Origin of the sequence: Methylogaea oryzae (assembly GCF_019669985.1) — a bacterium.
Classification (GTDB): Bacteria; Pseudomonadota; Gammaproteobacteria; order Methylococcales; family Methylococcaceae; genus Methylogaea; species Methylogaea oryzae.
Window position 1 is genome coordinate 1479772 of record NZ_AP019782.1, and the last position, 15485, is coordinate 1495256.

Sequence of the window (15485 nt, forward strand, 5' to 3'; positions counted from 1 at the left end):
TTACTCGCTGACCACGCTGGCTTTTTCGATCTGCACCATGGTCTTGGGCACGTCGGTGGGGAACGGGCCGCCGCGGCCGGTGGGGATTTTCGCCATGGCGTCTACCACGTCCATGCCTTCCACCACTTCGCCGAATACGGCATAACCCCAGCCTTGCGGCGTCGGGCTTTTGTGGTCCAGGAAGCCGTTATCGACCAGGTTGATGAAGAACTGGGCGGTGGCCGAGTGGGGGTCGGAGGTGCGGGCCATGGCGATGGTGCCGCGCTTGTTTTTCAAGCCGTTGTCGGCTTCGTTCTTGATGGGGGCGTGGGTTTTTTTCTGTTCGAAATCGCTGTCGAAGCCGCCGCCCTGGGCCATGAAGCCGGAAATGATGCGGTGGAAGATGGTGCCGTCGTAAAAACCTTCCTTCACGTAAGCCAGGAAATTTTCGGTGGACGCCGGCGCGTGCTGGCTATCGAGCCGAATGACGATATCGCCTTGGGTGGTTTGCAGTTTGACGGTAGGTGCGGTGTTTGACATGGATGAACCCGATGGAGCCGCGTTGACGCAAAGCCTTGCGCCGAGCAGCGTGATGAAAAGAACGGTACGAAGGACTTGCATAGTGGTGTGCGCCTGTTCGACCTGGACAGTGGAGTCCACCCACCTCGGGCGGACGTTGCCCCCATTTTAATGCATCGCTGCTTAGGGGGCGAATCGGCCGGCGGTTTTGTCGTCAAAAGTCGTATTGATATAAGGGGTCGAGGTCGGCATCGGCGTCCAGCGTCGCCAATTCTTTGATGATCCCGTCGTTGAGCCCGTAGACCCAACCGTGCAAACGCGGTCCGTTGCGGGTTTTCCAGGCTTTTTGAACGATCGAGGTGTGGGCCAGGTTTTGCACTTGCTCGATCACGTTCAACTCCACTAAGCGGTTCACGCGTTCTTCCTGGGTGGGAAGCTGGGCGATTTCGATGCGGTGCAGGCGATAGGTGTCCTTGATGTGCTTGAGCCACTTATTGGCGATCATGATATCCGGCTGCTGTTTGTTCAGGGCGGCGGTGATGCCGCCGCAGCCGTAATGGCCGCAGACGATGACGTGTTTGACCTGGAGTACGTCGACGGCGTATTGCAGCACGCTGAGCATGTTGATGTCGCTGGTGACGACCAGGTTGGCGATGTTGCGGTGGACGAAGAGGGTGCCCGGGTCGCTGGCGGTGATCCGGTCAGCGGCGACGCGGCTGTCCGAGCAGCCGATCCATAGGAATTCGGGAGTTTGGACGCGGCTGAGCCGTTGGAAAAAGGCGGGGTCTTGTTGCAGTTTTTCCTGGGCCCAGGCTTTGTTTTCCAGCAACAGGCGTTCGATATTGGTCATGGCGGCGTTTCCTCAATGGGCTGAGTGGATGGCGGACGTGTCGTGGGTGAGATGGAAACCTTCCAGTTCCACGGTGGTATTGGTTTCGGTGGCGGCGAGCATGAAGTCGGTGATGGTTTCCCTTATGTCCTGGTCGATGAACAGGGCGCGGGTGCCGTCGATCACCACGTGGCTGTCGGGCGGGATACTGGCGAGATAGCCGCGCAGCACGGCCTTGTTGAGGAAGGACACGTCTTTGTGCAAGCGCAGCAAATAATGCTTGTCGTGCTGCGTCAGTGAAATCGCGCGATGGAAGTTGGTGCGGATGACGAAATACAAACCGACCGCCATGCCGATCGCCATGCCTTTCAGCAAGTCCGTCAGCAGGATGGCGACGACGGTGATGGCGAACGGTGCGAGTTGGTTGAAGCCTTTGCGGTACATCTCGATAAACAGCGCGGGCTTGGCCAGCTTGTAGCCGGTCAGCAGCAATATCGCCGCCAGGGACGCCAGCGGGATCAAGTTGAGGTATCGCGCGAGGAAGACCACGCTGAACAACAGCAATATCCCGTGGATGAAGCAGGACATTTTGCTGTGCCCGCCGGCATTGACATTGGCGGCGCTACGCACGATGACGGCCGTGATGGGAAGTCCGCCCAACAGGCCGCTGACGATGTTGGCGATGCCTTGCGCTTTTAGTTCGCGGTTGGTGGGCGCGACCCGTTTCAGCGGATCGAGTTTGTCCACGGCTTCCAGGCTCAGCAGCGTCTCCAGGCTGGCGACGATGGCCAAGGTGGCGGCCACGACGTATACGTCCGGATTCAGGAATCGGCTGAAGTCCGGCAGGATGAACTGGCTGGGCAGCTCGCTCGGTCCGGCCAGCAGGGGGAGGTTGACCAAGTGCTCAGGTGCGATGGCCAGATTGGGCCAAAACTGTTGGCTCAACAGGTGATACGCAATGCCCCAGGCGACCGCCACCAGGGGGCCGGGAAGCGTGCCGAGCAGGCGGGTGCGCTTGATGAGCGCGGTATCCCACAACAGCATGATGACGATGGCGGTAACGCTGACGATGACCGCGCCGGGGGAGACGGCTTGCAGCGAGTAAGCGATCTCGGAAAAAGTGGTGTGGGTATCCGCTTGCAGGTAGGTTTCGTCGCCTTCGAAATCGGCGTCGTAACCGACGGCATGGGGAATCTGCTTCATGATGAGGATCAGGCCGATGGCGGCGAGCATGCCTTTGATGACCGCCGCGGGGAAATACGCGCCGATGATGCCCGCTTTTAGGAAGCCCAGAGCCAGCTGGAAGACGCCGGCCACCGTCACGCTGAGCAAGAAGGTTTCGAAGTTGCCCAGTTTGTCGAGGGCGGTGACCACGATGGCGGTGAGGCCCGCCGCGGGGCCGCTGACGCTCAATTGCGAGCCGCTTAGCCATGCTACCAGCAAGCCTCCGACCATGCCGGCAATGAGGCCGGAGAACAATGGAGCGCCCGAGGCCAGCGCAATCCCCAGGCACAGGGGCAACGCGACCAGGAAAACGACGATGCCCGCCGGCACGTCTTCGCGTAAATGGGTGAGGTAGTATCGAAAGGAGTTGTCGTTCATGGCTTTGGCCTTGTGGAGGTTTTGCGTGTGAAACGCCGCTCGGGCTTGGGTGTCTGGCTAACGGTATCGTGTCGATATTATAGTGCTGCTGGGTACAATGTTAAGTAAATCTTAAGTTATGGCAAGCCCGAAATCAGTCCGGCGTCGGCAAGAGCGGCGGACAACGTGCTGCAGGCCACGGTTGGCGCGGGCTTGCGTCGACAGGTTGAGACGAGGGGGCGCCTTCCCCTATACTGGCCGCGCCCAGCCAATCAGTTAAGCCTCCCTACATGCTTCGTACCTACGCTCGTTGCGCGCTCATCGCCGGTTTTTGTTCCGCTGCCGTGCAAGCGGCCGAGCCGTTCGTGGTGCAGGACATCCGCGTGGACGGCTTGCAGCGCATTTCCGCCGGTACCGTTTTCAGCTATTTGCCGATCAAAGTGGGCGATACGGTGGATGAGCACCGGGTCGCCGAGGCGATCCGCGCCCTGTTCAAGACCGGTTTTTTCAAGGACGTGCGTTTGGAGCGGGAAGGCGGCGTGTTGGTGGTCGTGGTGGATGAGCGTCAGGCCATATCCAGCATCAAAATCGAGGGTAATTCGGATATCAAGTCGGAAGATTTGACCAAGGCGCTGAAAAATATCGGCTTGGCAGAGGGGCGGGTGTTCAATCGCCAGATACTCGATAAGGTCGAGCAGGAATTGCGCCGCCAATATTACAGCCGGGGTAAGTATGCGCTGAAAATCGATTCAGAAGTCACCCCGCTGTCCCGCAACCGTGTCGCGGTGACGGTGAAAATTTCCGAGGGCCGCGCGGCGAAGATTCGCCAGATCAATATCGTCGGCAACACCGCGTTCAAAGATAAAGATTTGCTCGATGTTTTCGAGCTAAGCACGCCGAATCTGCTCTCCTTTTATACAAAGAACGATCAGTATTCCAAGCAAAAATTATCGGCCGACTTGGAACGGCTGCGTTCCTATTACATGGACCGCGGCTATATAAAATTTGAAATCGAATCGACGCAAGTTTCCATCACGCCGGATAAAAAGGATATTTACGTTACCATCAACGTCAAGGAAGGCGACGTTTATACGCTGGATGAAGTGAAGCTCGAAGGCAACCTCTTGGTGAGCCCGGACGAGTTGTTGCCGCTGGTGGCCGTCGGCCCCGGCGAGGTTTTTTCGCGCAAAGCCGCCACGGAAACGTCGAAAGCCATCTCCGACCGCCTCGGCGACGACGGTTACATATTTGCCAACGTGAATATGGTGCCGGATATCGACGATGCCAAGAAAACCGTAAAGATCAGTTTTTACGTCGACCCGGGCAAGCAGGTCTACGCGCGACGCATCAATTTCAAAGGCAACACTCGCACCCGTGACGAGGTGTTGCGGCGTGAAATGCGCCAGATGGAGGCGGCGCTGGCGTCGTCGCAGAAAATCGAGCGATCGAAGACCCGTCTGGAGCGTCTCGGTTATTTCCAGGACGTGAACGTAGAAACGCCGGCGGTGCCGGGCACGACGGACCAGGTCGATGTGAACTACTCGGTTACGGAAAAGCCTTCGGGCAACCTGATGGCCGGTATCGGGTTTTCCCAGACGCAAGGGTTCATTTTTAACGCCAGCGTTACGCAGGACAATATTTTCGGCAGCGGCAAGCGGGTCAGCGCCGCTTTCAATAATAGCCAGATTTCCACGATTTATTCATTCGGCTATTTGAATCCGTATTTCACCATGGATGGCGTTAGCTTGGGTTACGACGCCAGCTATCGGGAAACCAACGCCTATCGCGCCAACGTATCGCGTTATAGCACCAATGCCGGCTCGGTATCGGCCAATCTCGGCATCCCGCTGAACGAATACGACCGGTTGCGGCTGAATGTCGAAGGGGAAAGCATCAAGATCAATACGTCGCAGTATACCTCGCAGACGATTATTGACTATTTGGCTACGAACGGAGACAACTTCGTCTTGTTCCCCGTGTCGCTAGGCTGGTCTCACGATACCCTGAACAAGGCCTTGTTGCCCACCAGCGGCGGTTCCCATGCTTTGTCGGCGTTGGCAACCGTGCCGGGCAGCGATTTGGATTACTATAAGCTCAGCTACAAGCTTCAATACTATATCCCGCTGTCCAAGTCGTTCACCCTGGGTTTCCAGGGCGAAGCGGATTACGGCGGTGGCTACGGCAAGACCGGCGAGTTGCCGTTTTTCGAACATTATTACGCCGGTGGTGTACTTAACGGCGTGCGCGGTTATCAAGATAATACCTTGGGCCCGAAAGATACTCCGGTGGCGGGCTCGGGGAATCGCCCCTTGCCGTTCGGCGGCGCCAGCAAGTTGGTCGGTACGGCGGAATTGTATTTCCCCGTACCCTTCGTGGAGGACAGCAAGAACCTCCGGCTCGGCGTATTCATGGATGCGGGCAACGTCTTCAAGGATATGCCCCAGTTGGGCGAGCTGCGCTACTCGGCGGGTTTGACCGGCAAATGGTTGTCGCCTTTCGGGGCGATCAAGGTCAGCATCGGCCAGCCGTTGAACGCGGCTTCCGGCGACAAGACGCAGGCGTTCCAGTTCCAGTTCGGATCGGGCTTCTGACGCAAAACCGGCCGTTTATTTTTAGCGGCCATTCTAGGTACAATTAACCCCCTGTGTTGCGTCCGTGATTTCGGTGCTCGACCGCAGCGGCATACACGGGGAATTGGATCATCAACGCTTCAACGAGAACTATTTTTATGACGACGAAACGGGCGGCGCTTTTGTTCATGGGCCTATTCATGGCGACAACGGCCATGGCGGGCGATTTGAAAATCGGGTTTGTGAACGTGCCGAAGCTGCTGGAGAAGGCGCCCCAGGCGGAAAAGGCCAAGAAAGAGTTGGAGCGTGAGTTTTCTCCCCGGGACAAGCGCCTGGTTTCCGAACAAAAGGAAATTAAGCAGCTGGAAGAAAAGCTGTCCAAGGACGGCGCGGTGATGAGCGACGGCGAACGTCAGAAGCTGGAAAAGGAAGTCATGAACCGCAAGCGCGAAGGTAAGCGTCTGCAGGACGAATTCCGCGAGGACTTCAATATTCGCCGCAACGAAGAGCTGGGCAAATTGCAGCGTGAAGTGTTCGAGGCGATTCAGGCGTTGGCCAAGGAAGAGTCTTTCGATTTGTTGCTGACCGACGGTGTGGTGTTCGCCAGCGAGCAAATCGACGTGACCGAGAAGGTTTCCAAGAAACTGCTGTCCGGTACGCCGGCCAAGTAAGCGGCATCGGCCGGGAGCGTCTTGCGTCAAGCGACGCCCGGCATTCGCAGATCAACGGGTACGGTAATCCTTCCCCGCAGGGGAAGGAGCCGACCCGTTTTCGTCAAGTTCTCATCGTAGATCAAGGAATTCGCCTTGGAAGTCACCGAAATCATGCGTTATTTGCCCCATCGCTACCCGTTTTTGCTGGTCGACCGCGTGGTCGATTGCGAGCCGGGCAAGTGGTTGCGGGCCATCAAGAATGTCACCTATAACGAGCCGCAGTTCACCGGCCATTTTCCGCACCAGCCGATTTTGCCCGGCGTGTTGATTATCGAGGCCATGGCCCAGTCCACCGGTTTGCTGGCCGCCAAAACCGCTCCGGAAGTGCTCGGCGAGGGCAAAGTGTATTACCTGGTCGGCGTCGACAAAGTTCGCTTCAAGCGTCCGGTGGTGCCGGGAGATCAGCTCACCCTGATCACCGAATACGTGCGCCACAAGCGGAATATTTGGAGCTTTTCCTGCAAAGCCGAAGTGGACGGCGACTTTGTAGCCAGCGCGGAAATTATGTGCGCTGCAGCGGAGCCGGACGCTTGATTCATCCCAGCGCCCTCATCGATGCCGATGCGGTACTGGCCGACGACGTCAGCGTCGGGCCTTTTACCATTATCGGACCGGGCGTGGAGGTAGGTGCCGGTACCGTCATCGGTCCGCATGTGGTGCTCAAGGGGCCGACCCGCATCGGCCGGAACAATCGAATTTATCAATTTTCGTCGGTGGGCGAGGATTGCCAGGACAAGAAGTACGCCGGTGAGCCGACCCGATTGGAGATCGGCGACCGTAACGTCATCCGCGAATTCGTCACCATCCATCGCGGCACGATTCAGGACAAGGGCGTCACGTCCATCGGCAACGACAATCTGCTGATGGCCTACACCCACGTTGCGCACGACTGCGTGGTGGGCAATGGCTGCATCATGGCCAACGCCGCGTCCTTGGCGGGGCACGTGCACGTCAACGATCACGCCATCCTGGGCGGCTTTACCTTGGTCCACCAGTTCTGCAAGATCGGCAAATACAGCTTCTCGGCCATGGGCAGCGTTGTATCCCGCGATATCCCGCCTTATGTGATCGTCGGGGGATCGCCCACGGAGCCTCATGGCGTCAATACCGTCGGCTTGGAACGGCGCGGCTTCAGCAGCGACGCCATCCGCGAAATCCGCCGCGCCTACAAGATCATCTACAAGAGCAACCACAAGCTCGACGAAGCCATCGCCTTGCTGGCCGACATGGCGACCCGTACTCCGGAGCTGGCCTGTATGGTTGAATTCCTGCGCAACACCGGCCGCAGTATCGTTCGTTGAGCGGTACTGCCGCCATGCGGGTGGTGGGCATCGACGAAGTGGGGCGCGGCTGTATCGCCGGTCCGGTGATCGCGGCGGCGGTGATCCTCGATCCGCGCCGTCCCATTCCCGGTTTGGACGATTCGAAAAAACTGACGCCTGCGCGCCGCGAATCGCTGGCCGAGCAAATCCGCCAACACGCCGTTGCTTGGTCCATCGGCCGGGCGGAAGCGATGGAAATCGACCGGTTAAACATCCACCACGCCACGTTGCTGGCCATGGCCCGCGCTTACCGTAGCCTGGGCGTGGCGGCGGATTTGGCGCGGGTGGACGGAAAGTTCGTGCCGGCCATCCCTTGCGCGCGGGAAGCCGTGGTCGGCGGCGATGGTCTGTACGCCGAAATTTCCGCGGCCTCTATTCTTGCCAAGGTTTGGCGCGACTGGGAAATGGGGCTGCTGGATGCGATTTGGCCCGGTTACGGATTGGCGGGCCACAAAGGCTACCCCACGGCTATCCATATTTCCGCTCTGGCTCGGCTGGGGGCATCCCCCATCCATCGCCGCTCCTACGCCCCGGTGGCCAAGGTGCTGCGGCAAGCGCCGTTGGAGTTTCCCGACGGGGCAAGCGGTCTTCCATAGTAGAATGCCGCCATAGCTTAGGCCTCGCCATCGGCGTTGCCGGGTTGAACCCGACGGAGTAAGCCATGGCCGATCGCCTCGACGAATTGCTGGCGCGCATGCACCAGCTGCAAGACGAGCTGCTGGAAGAGCTGCAACGCCAGCAAAAGCGTTTTTCCTATCGTGTGCTGCGCAGACGGGTTTACTTCACTCGCCGGGGCATCGCCGAGCAACGGCAGCATTTATTGTCCTTGGGTCGCTACCTGGCCAGGGCCAATCCTTTGCACGTTCTTACGGCGCCCCTGGTGTGGTCCTGCGCCGTCCCCGCCGTGCTGCTGGATGCGACGGCCAGTCTCTACCAATGGGTATGCTTTCCCATTTACGGCATTCCTCGGGTGCGCCGGCTCGATTACATCGTTTTCGACCACCAGTTCCTAAAATACCTCAACGCCGTGGAAAAGCTCAATTGCCTGTATTGCAGCTATTTCAACGGCTTGATCGCTTATGTTCAGGAAATCGGCGCGCGCACCGAGCAGTTCTGGTGCCCGATCAAACACGCCAAGCGCGTCAAAACCCTCCACAGCCGCTACAAGCTGTTTTTCGATTACGGCGACGGCGAGCGTTACCGCAGCGAACTGCCCAAGGTGCGGCGGGATTTCGGCGACGTGGAGGAATAGGGCGGGGACGGCTTATGCTCGCCTTGTCTCGCAGCGCCATGCGGGAGATGGCGTCATGGGAATGCTCAAGGATTATCCCGCCCGGCAAGCGGAACAGCGCGAATTCGTCCGGGGCGAAACAACGGGCGGCGCCTTGGCGCCGGGTTAATCGCCCCGCAGCCGCCGTTGCGAATAGCGATAGCTCACGTAGATAACGAACTGCATGCCGAAGATCAGGGACGCCAGCTCCAGGTGCAGGGGCTGGGCCAGCAACGGCATATTCAACCGATCCATGCTCACCCCGGCCAGGATCGCGCCGACGATCAAGCCCATCAAAATGCCGCCGCAGCGCCGCAGCCAGTTGCCGGCAGGCAGCGCTTTCCAAAGCCGCCAAACCAGGTAGGCGTTGGTGAACAGCACAATGGAGGAGAACGAGCGGTGCACCAGGAAGATCAGCGGGAATTCGCCGCGCCACAGCTCACGGCCGGTGTATTGGTGCAGCGCCATGATCAGGTCCACGCCTTCCCGGACTTGTATCCCCAGCGTCATTTGCAGCAGCGTCAACAGCATGGCGATGGACAGCCAGAGGCCGAACTTTTCCGGCAGGCCGGCGGTGTCCAGCTTGGCGATGCTCTCCTTCTGCGAGCGCATGATGGCGTACAGCAAAGACGCCACGATGGCCTGTGCCAGCACCATATGCGTCGTGATCAGCCAAGGCTTGAGGTGACTGGTGACCACCATCTTGCCCAGCCAGCCTTGGAAGGCCACCGCGAAGAACACGCCCAAGCACAGATGGAAAATGGTTTTGTCGAGGTGACGCAACGCCCAGGAGCGGATCACCGTGGTCAGGATCAGCAAGCCGATGCTCACGCCTACCAGCCGGTTGACGTATTCCGTCCAGGTCTTCAGCGCGTTGAAGCTGGTATCGCTGTAGCCCACCGCGTAGATTTCATGATAGTTGGCCGGCAACTGCGATTCGTCGGTGGGCGGAATCCACTGGCCGAAGCAGGTCGGCCAGTCCGGGCATCCCATGCCGGCCCCGCTGGCGCGCACGACGGCGCCGACCAGGATGAGGAAATACACGGCGAAAATGGTGACTGCGCCGATACGGCGGAAACGGGCAAGGGCAAGAGACTCGTTCATGGTCCTCAGAAGAGCGGTGCGCGGCGGTTGCAAAAGGGGCTATAGGATACACCACGGGCGCCTTGCCCTGCTGCCGCGCCCGCGCCGGTTACTGGTTTGAGTAGGCCGGCTCAGCCGGTTGTTACGCTTAGGTAATATCGAAATATTAGCGTGGTGACCGTAAAAACGGTCGACACAAACAGGATCGTATAGATCGGTGTCGCCGTGAATCGAAACTGTTTGGCGTTTAGTTTTTTGTTGAGCGCCGCAAAGCTCAAAATAATGGCGATGGGGGTGAAATACCTCCCCTGGGGGCCCTGGATTATCGTCGCCGGGTGTTCTGTCCAGGTAAATAGCATCATGATGAAAATCAGCGCCGCCGAGGCTAGTCCCAGCGTGGTAAGGACGATGACGTTGGCGTTTGGCGCGCGGAAGACGTTCGCGTTGAAAGTAATGACCGCGAGCCAGACCAACAGGCCGGCAATAATCAGGTAGCCCTCGATAGGCAAGGGCGCGTCGAGCCAGCCAAGGACCCCTACAAAGCCTTCCGCGTAAACCCCCAGCATGTGATAGTTGGTCAGCGTGGCGGCTATGATATGAAAAAACTGGGACGGGTGGTCGGCGTAGAATTGGATGATTTCGAATGTGGTCAGTTGCCTGGCGGGCATGCCATGAACGGTTTTCAGGTTATATAGCACCCAGGTCACGGATAGGACTACTAATAATAGCGTGGATACGACGTGCAGTTTGTCGCGTCGTTTCCAGTAGACAGCCAGCGGCAGTAAGGTTAAGGGGAGTAAGTTTATTCGGGTTGTCACCAGGGCGAATAATGCGATTGTTAGCGCCAGGTGCATCTTTCGAGTGTAGGTTTCGGACGTGTCCGTGCCTCTTACGTACAGGGCGGCGATAAACGCCGTTAACGCGAAGGAAACCGCGTCAAGGCTGGCCGAGGCCAGTTGGAACAACGTCATGGGGATGGCGAATAACGCCAACACCATCGGCGGGGCCGGGGCGGCCAGAAAAGCCAGTCCAAGCAGCCCGAGCGTTGCGGCTAGGGAAAAAAATCTGGCGAGTTTATAGGATGTGCTGATGCGCAGATCCAGCGCTTCCCCAATCGCGAGAGCCAGTGCCTGAGGGGTATACGAGAGGGGGAAATAGTAAGCGGTGTTGGGAAGCTCGCTGAACTCCCGCTGTCCCGTCCATTTTTCCTCGTTGGATAGCTTGACGGTTTCGGCCGATACTTTGGTTTTCGCATGAAAACGTAAGTCGCTGAAAGCGTCCATGTAGCGAAGAAGGCCGGTGTCGATAGCACCGCCCGTAATGTCGTTCTGCGACCGCAATAATATCTCCCCTTTATATAGAAGATATGCGCGTTTCAAATGATTGGGTTCGTCGGGAGATTGAAACGGGGGCGTGAGCTGAGAGATGATTTGCACGATAACGAATAACGCCGCCAGGTAGACGAGATAGTATTTCCTTTCCGGATATGTCTGCAGCATCTTTTTTAGCGTGCACGCGGGCGTTGTGTGGAGCGGGATGGACTCTAGGTTTTCCTGGCGGGCGGATGTCATACGCTTGGGATCCTTGTTGAGTGTATGCCGAAATTTCGACGGGGTATCGTGTGCGGCTTTTAGGGCGGTCCGGCGACGGGGATGAATGCAGAGGCGGCTGGGTCGGTATTCTTCCCATGGACGCGGCTGGCTTGCTCCTTCGGTTCGGCGGCGCGGGGGAGGGGCCAGGTCAAAAATCGACCAGGACCGCGCCGCTCCCGCGAAAAGCGCTTTTGACCCGCGTCACAATAATATACGGATAAGCGTTGAGCCGGAACCAAGGATCGAACCCGCACGTGCCCGTTTGCTTTGCGCGGAGACGGGGCGGTCGTTTTGTCCGCGAGGCGCTGTGGCCCATGGCGCGATCGTCGTGCGATGCCTCTCGTGCATGCGGGCCGCCGGACGGAACCGGCGCTACGGCGCATGGAAAGGGTTTCCCGCCGCGCTTTCGCCCGGCCGGCTCCCTCGGCTGCACCGGCAAATCCGCGTGCATTCGGCGCGGATGCAAGCCTAAAGCGGCGTTTCTTGGGATAATTACCGCTTTCCCGACCTCGGCGGCGCTTGTATGCGCCGGGGCGGTTTTCTTGGATCATAAACAAGCGATAGGCCATGCAACAAGACAACTTCCGCATCGAAAAAGACAGCATGGGCGCGCTGCAAGTGCCTGCCGATGCCCTTTATGCCGCCCAGACCCAGCGCGCCGTGGATAACTTTCCGGTCAGCGGCCTGACGCTGCCGCCGGCCTTTATCCAGGCGGTGGCCCTGGTGAAGAAGACTGCCGCCCGCGTCAACCGCGATCTGGGCGTGCTGGATGCCGACATGGCCGAGGCCATCGCCGCCGCCGCCGACGAGGTGCTGGCGGGACAGCACGCCGGCCAGTTTCCCCTGGACGTGTTCCAGACCGGTTCCGCCACCAGCACCAATATGAACGTCAACGAGGTGCTGGCGACCTTGGCCTCGCGCCGTCTGGGCCGGCCGGTGAGCGCCAACGACCACGTCAACATGGGGCAGAGCAGCAACGACACCATTCCCTCCGCCATCCACGTCAGCGCGGCGCTGGAAGCGCATCGGCAGCTGCTGCCGGCCTTGGAATATCTGGCTGAGACCCTGGAGCACAAGGCGGAATCGCTGAAGGGGGTGGTGAAAACCGGCCGCACCCATTTGATGGACGCCATGCCCATCACCCTGGGCCAGGAGTTGAACGCCTGGGCCCTGCAAATCCGCAACGGCGGCGAAAGGGTGCAGGACGCCCTGATGCGCGTCTACCGGCTGGCCCAGGGCGGCACCGCGGTGGGCAGCGGCATCAACGCCCATCCGGAATTCGCCGTGCGCTTCGCCCAGACCCTGGCGGAGAACACCGGCCTGCCGTTCGTGCCCAATACGTCTTTTTTCGAGAGCCTGAGCTGCCAGGACGCGGCGGTGGAGCTGTCCGGCCAGCTCAAGGTGGTGGCCGTCGGCCTGATGAAAATCGCCAACGATCTGCGCTGGATGAATTCCGGCCCCCTGGCCGGTCTGGGGGAAATCGAATTGCCGGCGTTGCAGCCGGGTTCCAGCATCATGCCCGGCAAAGTCAACCCGGTGATTCCGGAGGCCGCCGCCATGGTGGCGGCGCAGGTGATCGGCAACGACGCGACCATCACCGTGGCCGGCCAGTCCGGTTCTTTCCAGTTGAACGTGATGCTGCCGTTGGTGGCCTACAACCTGTTGCAAAGCATCCAGTTGCTGGCCAATGTGTCGCGCCTGCTGGCCGACAAGGCCATCGCCGGTTTTACCGTGCGGGAAGACAATTTGCAGGCGGCCCTGGCGCGCAATCCCATTCTCATCACCGCCCTGAATCCCATCATCGGTTACGCCAAGGCGGCGGAGATCGCCAAGGCGGCGTATAAAGCCGGCCGCCCCATCGTCGATGTGGCGGCGGAAATGACCGACTTGCCACGCGCCGAGCTGGAACGCTTGCTCGATCCGGCCAAGCTGACCGAAGGCGGGATTCAGGAATAGGCGTTGGCGGGGGCAGCTTAGAAGGAGCGCCCCATGAACAGGATGACGGCGCCGGGGAACAGCATGGCCGGGCCCCACCAGGCGCCGGCTAGGGCGGCCACCAGGCCGAGTGCCACGATCACGGCGCCGGCGGCGCGGAATTTGCCGTCGATGCGGCGGATGGGAAGGGTTTTTACAGCTTCGCTGCTTTGTGCGTTAGCCATGGGTTTCTCCAGAGTCAGCAAGAAATGGCGGTTCAGGCGCTTTGAGCGCCCTGAGGTTTGAGCGGCTAAATCCCGGCAAGTTCCTTCAATCGGCTCGTTGTCATGGCGGCAGAAAATCCGTGCCGCCGCCCGTCATATCGTGCAATCCCAGGGTTTCGCCGCGTCGGGCGCGCTCGGCCCGTTTCAGGATGGGCAGGAAGCCGTCGGCGATGGCGTAGCCGTGCAGTTCATCCATGGCGACCCAGCGCGCTTCGGACACGTCGTCGGCCGCTTGCGGCCGGGCGTCGGGGTCCAGCGCGGTGGCGAGGAAGTCGAGGATGACGTAGTGGAAGCCTTCCATGCGCCGCTCCACCACCGCCAATAAAGGGCCGATCGTCACTTCCAGTCCGGTTTCCTCCCGCACTTCGCGGCGGCAGGCCTCCACCAGGCTTTCGCCCGCTTCCAGCTTGCCGCCGGGCGGATGCCAGAAACCGGCGGCCGGCGGCTGGGCGCGGCGGATCAGCAGCACGCGGCCCTGGCCGTCGAACACCACGGCGGCCACGCCGATGCCGGGCTTGGGCGCCGTCTCAGTCATCCGTCAGGCTCGCCAGCAACAGCTCGCCGTTTTCCAGCCGCTCGATTTTCGCCGAGCGAACCGTGGCGCTGAGATCGGCGTGTTCGGCGGGCAGGTCCACCGCCACCCGCAGATAGTTGGGCGTGTAGCCGTACTGGCGGATAGAACCGTCCGGCTGCTCGTCGCGCTGGCCTTCCCACAGGATGGGGTAGGTGTTGCCGACCCGCGTTTGCAGGGCTTGCCGCTTCATGTCTTGCGCCAAGGCTTGCAACTCGCGGCAGCGGGTTTTTTTCACCGCGTCGCCGACGTGGTCGGGCAGGGCGGCGGCCTTGGTGCCCTGGCGCGGCGAGTAGCTGAAGATGTGGATGTGGCCGAAGCCGATGCGGCGGACGAATGCCAGCGTCTCCGCCCATTCTTCCTCGGTTTCGCCGGGAAAGCCGACGATGATGTCGGTGCTGATGTTGATGTCCGGCACCCGGGCGCGGGCCTGCTCCACCAGGGCGGCGAATTCGTCGGTTTTGCAGCGCCGCGCCATGCGCCGCAGCACCGCGTCGCTGCCGCTTTGCAGGGGCAGGTGTAGGTGGGGCATGAGGCGCGGGGCGTCGAACAGATCGAAAAATCCTTCCGGCAAGTCCCAGGGTTCCAGGGAGCCCAGCCGCAGGCGCGGGATGTCCGTTTGAGCCAGCACGGCGCGGATCAGCTCGTCCAGCCCCAGCCCCAAATCGCCGCCGTAGCCGCCCAGGTGCACGCCGGTGAGTACCGCTTCTGGGATGCCTTGGCGGTGCAGGGCGTTGATCTCTTCCACCACCTCCGCCACCGAACGGCTCTTTTCCTCGCCGCGCGCCACGGTGACGATGCAAAAGGTGCAGCGGTAGCGGCAGCCGTCCTGCACCTTGACGAAAGCGCGCTGGCGGCCCAGGCGGAACAGCACGCTTTCGCCCGGTTCCGTGGCGAAGGCGGGTGCGGAATCCTGGTTGAGCTGGCGCTGGGTCAGTTCCACCAGGCGGTCCTTGTCGGCATTGGGCACCAGCAAATCCACCCCCAGGGCTTGGCCAGCCTGTTCCGGATGGAGGGTGGCGTAGCAGCCGCTCACCACCAGCTTGGCTTCGGGATTTTCCCGGTGCAGCCGGCGCAAGGTTTGGCGCGACTTGCGCACGGCGTCCTCCGTGACGGCGCAGGAATTGAGCACGATGACGTCGGCATCGCCGCTATCGGCCACCACGGCATGGCCGGCCTGCTGGAACTGGCGCGCCCAGCTTTCCAGCTCCGCTTCGTTGAGGCGGCAGCCCAGGGTTTTGAGGTTGACTCGCATGGC

At 60.3% G+C, this 15485-nt stretch carries 15 protein-coding genes; 7 read left to right on the forward strand and 8 right to left on the reverse strand.

Features of this window, described 5'->3' with window-relative positions:
* From K5607_RS06915 to K5607_RS06925, 3 genes are all read right to left on the reverse strand, one after another.
* Complete coding sequence (locus K5607_RS06915) at positions 1 to 519, reverse strand: peptidylprolyl isomerase (RefSeq protein ID WP_082411347.1); 519 nt, start codon at positions 517 to 519, stop codon at positions 1 to 3.
* Between the two features lie 193 nt (positions 520 to 712).
* The gene (can, locus tag K5607_RS06920; protein ID WP_054772830.1) at positions 713 to 1348 is read right to left on the reverse strand and encodes a carbonate dehydratase; all 636 of its coding nucleotides are present in this window, start codon (positions 1346 to 1348) and stop codon (positions 713 to 715) included.
* Between the two features lie 12 nt (positions 1349 to 1360).
* On the reverse strand, positions 1361 to 2929 hold the full coding sequence (locus tag K5607_RS06925; protein ID WP_221048619.1) for a SulP family inorganic anion transporter: 1569 nt from the start codon (positions 2927 to 2929) through the stop codon (positions 1361 to 1363).
* 269 nt (positions 2930 to 3198) lie between these two features.
* On the opposite strand from K5607_RS06925, the gene bamA reads away from it, so the two are divergent.
* From bamA to K5607_RS06955, 6 genes are all read left to right on the forward strand, one after another.
* The gene (gene bamA, locus K5607_RS06930) at positions 3199 to 5499 is read left to right on the forward strand and encodes an outer membrane protein assembly factor BamA (RefSeq protein ID WP_221048620.1); all 2301 of its coding nucleotides are present in this window, start codon (positions 3199 to 3201) and stop codon (positions 5497 to 5499) included.
* Positions 5500 to 5636: 137 nt separating this feature from the next.
* On the forward strand, positions 5637 to 6149 hold the full coding sequence (locus K5607_RS06935; protein ID WP_054772829.1) for an OmpH/Skp family outer membrane protein: 513 nt from the start codon (positions 5637 to 5639) through the stop codon (positions 6147 to 6149).
* Positions 6150 to 6302: 153 nt separating this feature from the next.
* The gene (gene fabZ, locus K5607_RS06940) at positions 6303 to 6725 is read left to right on the forward strand and encodes a 3-hydroxyacyl-ACP dehydratase FabZ (protein WP_054772835.1); all 423 of its coding nucleotides are present in this window, start codon (positions 6303 to 6305) and stop codon (positions 6723 to 6725) included.
* Complete coding sequence (gene lpxA, locus K5607_RS06945) at positions 6722 to 7492, forward strand: acyl-ACP--UDP-N-acetylglucosamine O-acyltransferase (RefSeq protein WP_221048621.1); 771 nt, start codon at positions 6722 to 6724, stop codon at positions 7490 to 7492. Before fabZ ends, lpxA begins: the two co-directional genes overlap by 4 nt.
* Before the next feature lie 14 nt (positions 7493 to 7506).
* Entirely contained in the window at positions 7507 to 8109 is a 603-nt protein-coding gene (gene rnhB, locus K5607_RS06950) for a ribonuclease HII (RefSeq protein ID WP_054772828.1), read from the forward strand.
* Between the two features lie 65 nt (positions 8110 to 8174).
* Positions 8175 to 8765 carry a hypothetical protein gene (locus K5607_RS06955; protein ID WP_221048622.1) on the forward strand — a complete coding sequence of 197 codons (591 nt, stop codon included), beginning with the start codon at positions 8175 to 8177 and terminating at the stop codon, positions 8763 to 8765.
* Positions 8766 to 8909: 144 nt separating this feature from the next.
* On the opposite strand, the gene K5607_RS06960 is transcribed toward K5607_RS06955, so the two are convergent.
* On the reverse strand, positions 8910 to 9887 hold the full coding sequence (locus K5607_RS06960; protein ID WP_054772827.1) for a COX15/CtaA family protein: 978 nt from the start codon (positions 9885 to 9887) through the stop codon (positions 8910 to 8912).
* 110 nt (positions 9888 to 9997) lie between these two features.
* On the reverse strand, positions 9998 to 11437 hold the full coding sequence (locus K5607_RS06965) for a DUF2142 domain-containing protein (RefSeq protein ID WP_221048623.1): 1440 nt from the start codon (positions 11435 to 11437) through the stop codon (positions 9998 to 10000).
* A gap of 588 nt (positions 11438 to 12025) precedes the next feature.
* On the opposite strand from K5607_RS06965, the gene K5607_RS06970 reads away from it, so the two are divergent.
* Positions 12026 to 13414 (forward strand): class II fumarate hydratase, encoded by a 1389-nt coding sequence (locus K5607_RS06970; protein ID WP_221048624.1) that lies wholly within the window; start codon positions 12026 to 12028, stop codon positions 13412 to 13414.
* Positions 13415 to 13431: 17 nt separating this feature from the next.
* Here K5607_RS06970 and K5607_RS06975 read toward each other — a convergent pair whose 3' ends face one another.
* The 3 genes from K5607_RS06975 to mtaB all read right to left on the reverse strand — a co-directional run bounded on the left by K5607_RS06975 (position 13432) and on the right by mtaB (position 15482).
* A complete protein-coding gene (locus K5607_RS06975) occupies positions 13432 to 13617 on the reverse strand; it encodes a hypothetical protein (RefSeq protein WP_221048625.1) in 186 nt (61 codons plus the stop codon).
* Between the two features lie 100 nt (positions 13618 to 13717).
* A complete protein-coding gene (locus tag K5607_RS06980) occupies positions 13718 to 14191 on the reverse strand; it encodes an NUDIX hydrolase (RefSeq protein ID WP_221048626.1) in 474 nt (157 codons plus the stop codon).
* A complete protein-coding gene (gene mtaB / locus K5607_RS06985; protein ID WP_221048627.1) occupies positions 14184 to 15482 on the reverse strand; it encodes a tRNA (N(6)-L-threonylcarbamoyladenosine(37)-C(2))-methylthiotransferase MtaB in 1299 nt (432 codons plus the stop codon). The genes K5607_RS06980 and mtaB overlap by 8 nt, the downstream gene beginning before the upstream one ends.
* Between the last annotated feature and the right edge of the window lie 3 nt (positions 15483 to 15485).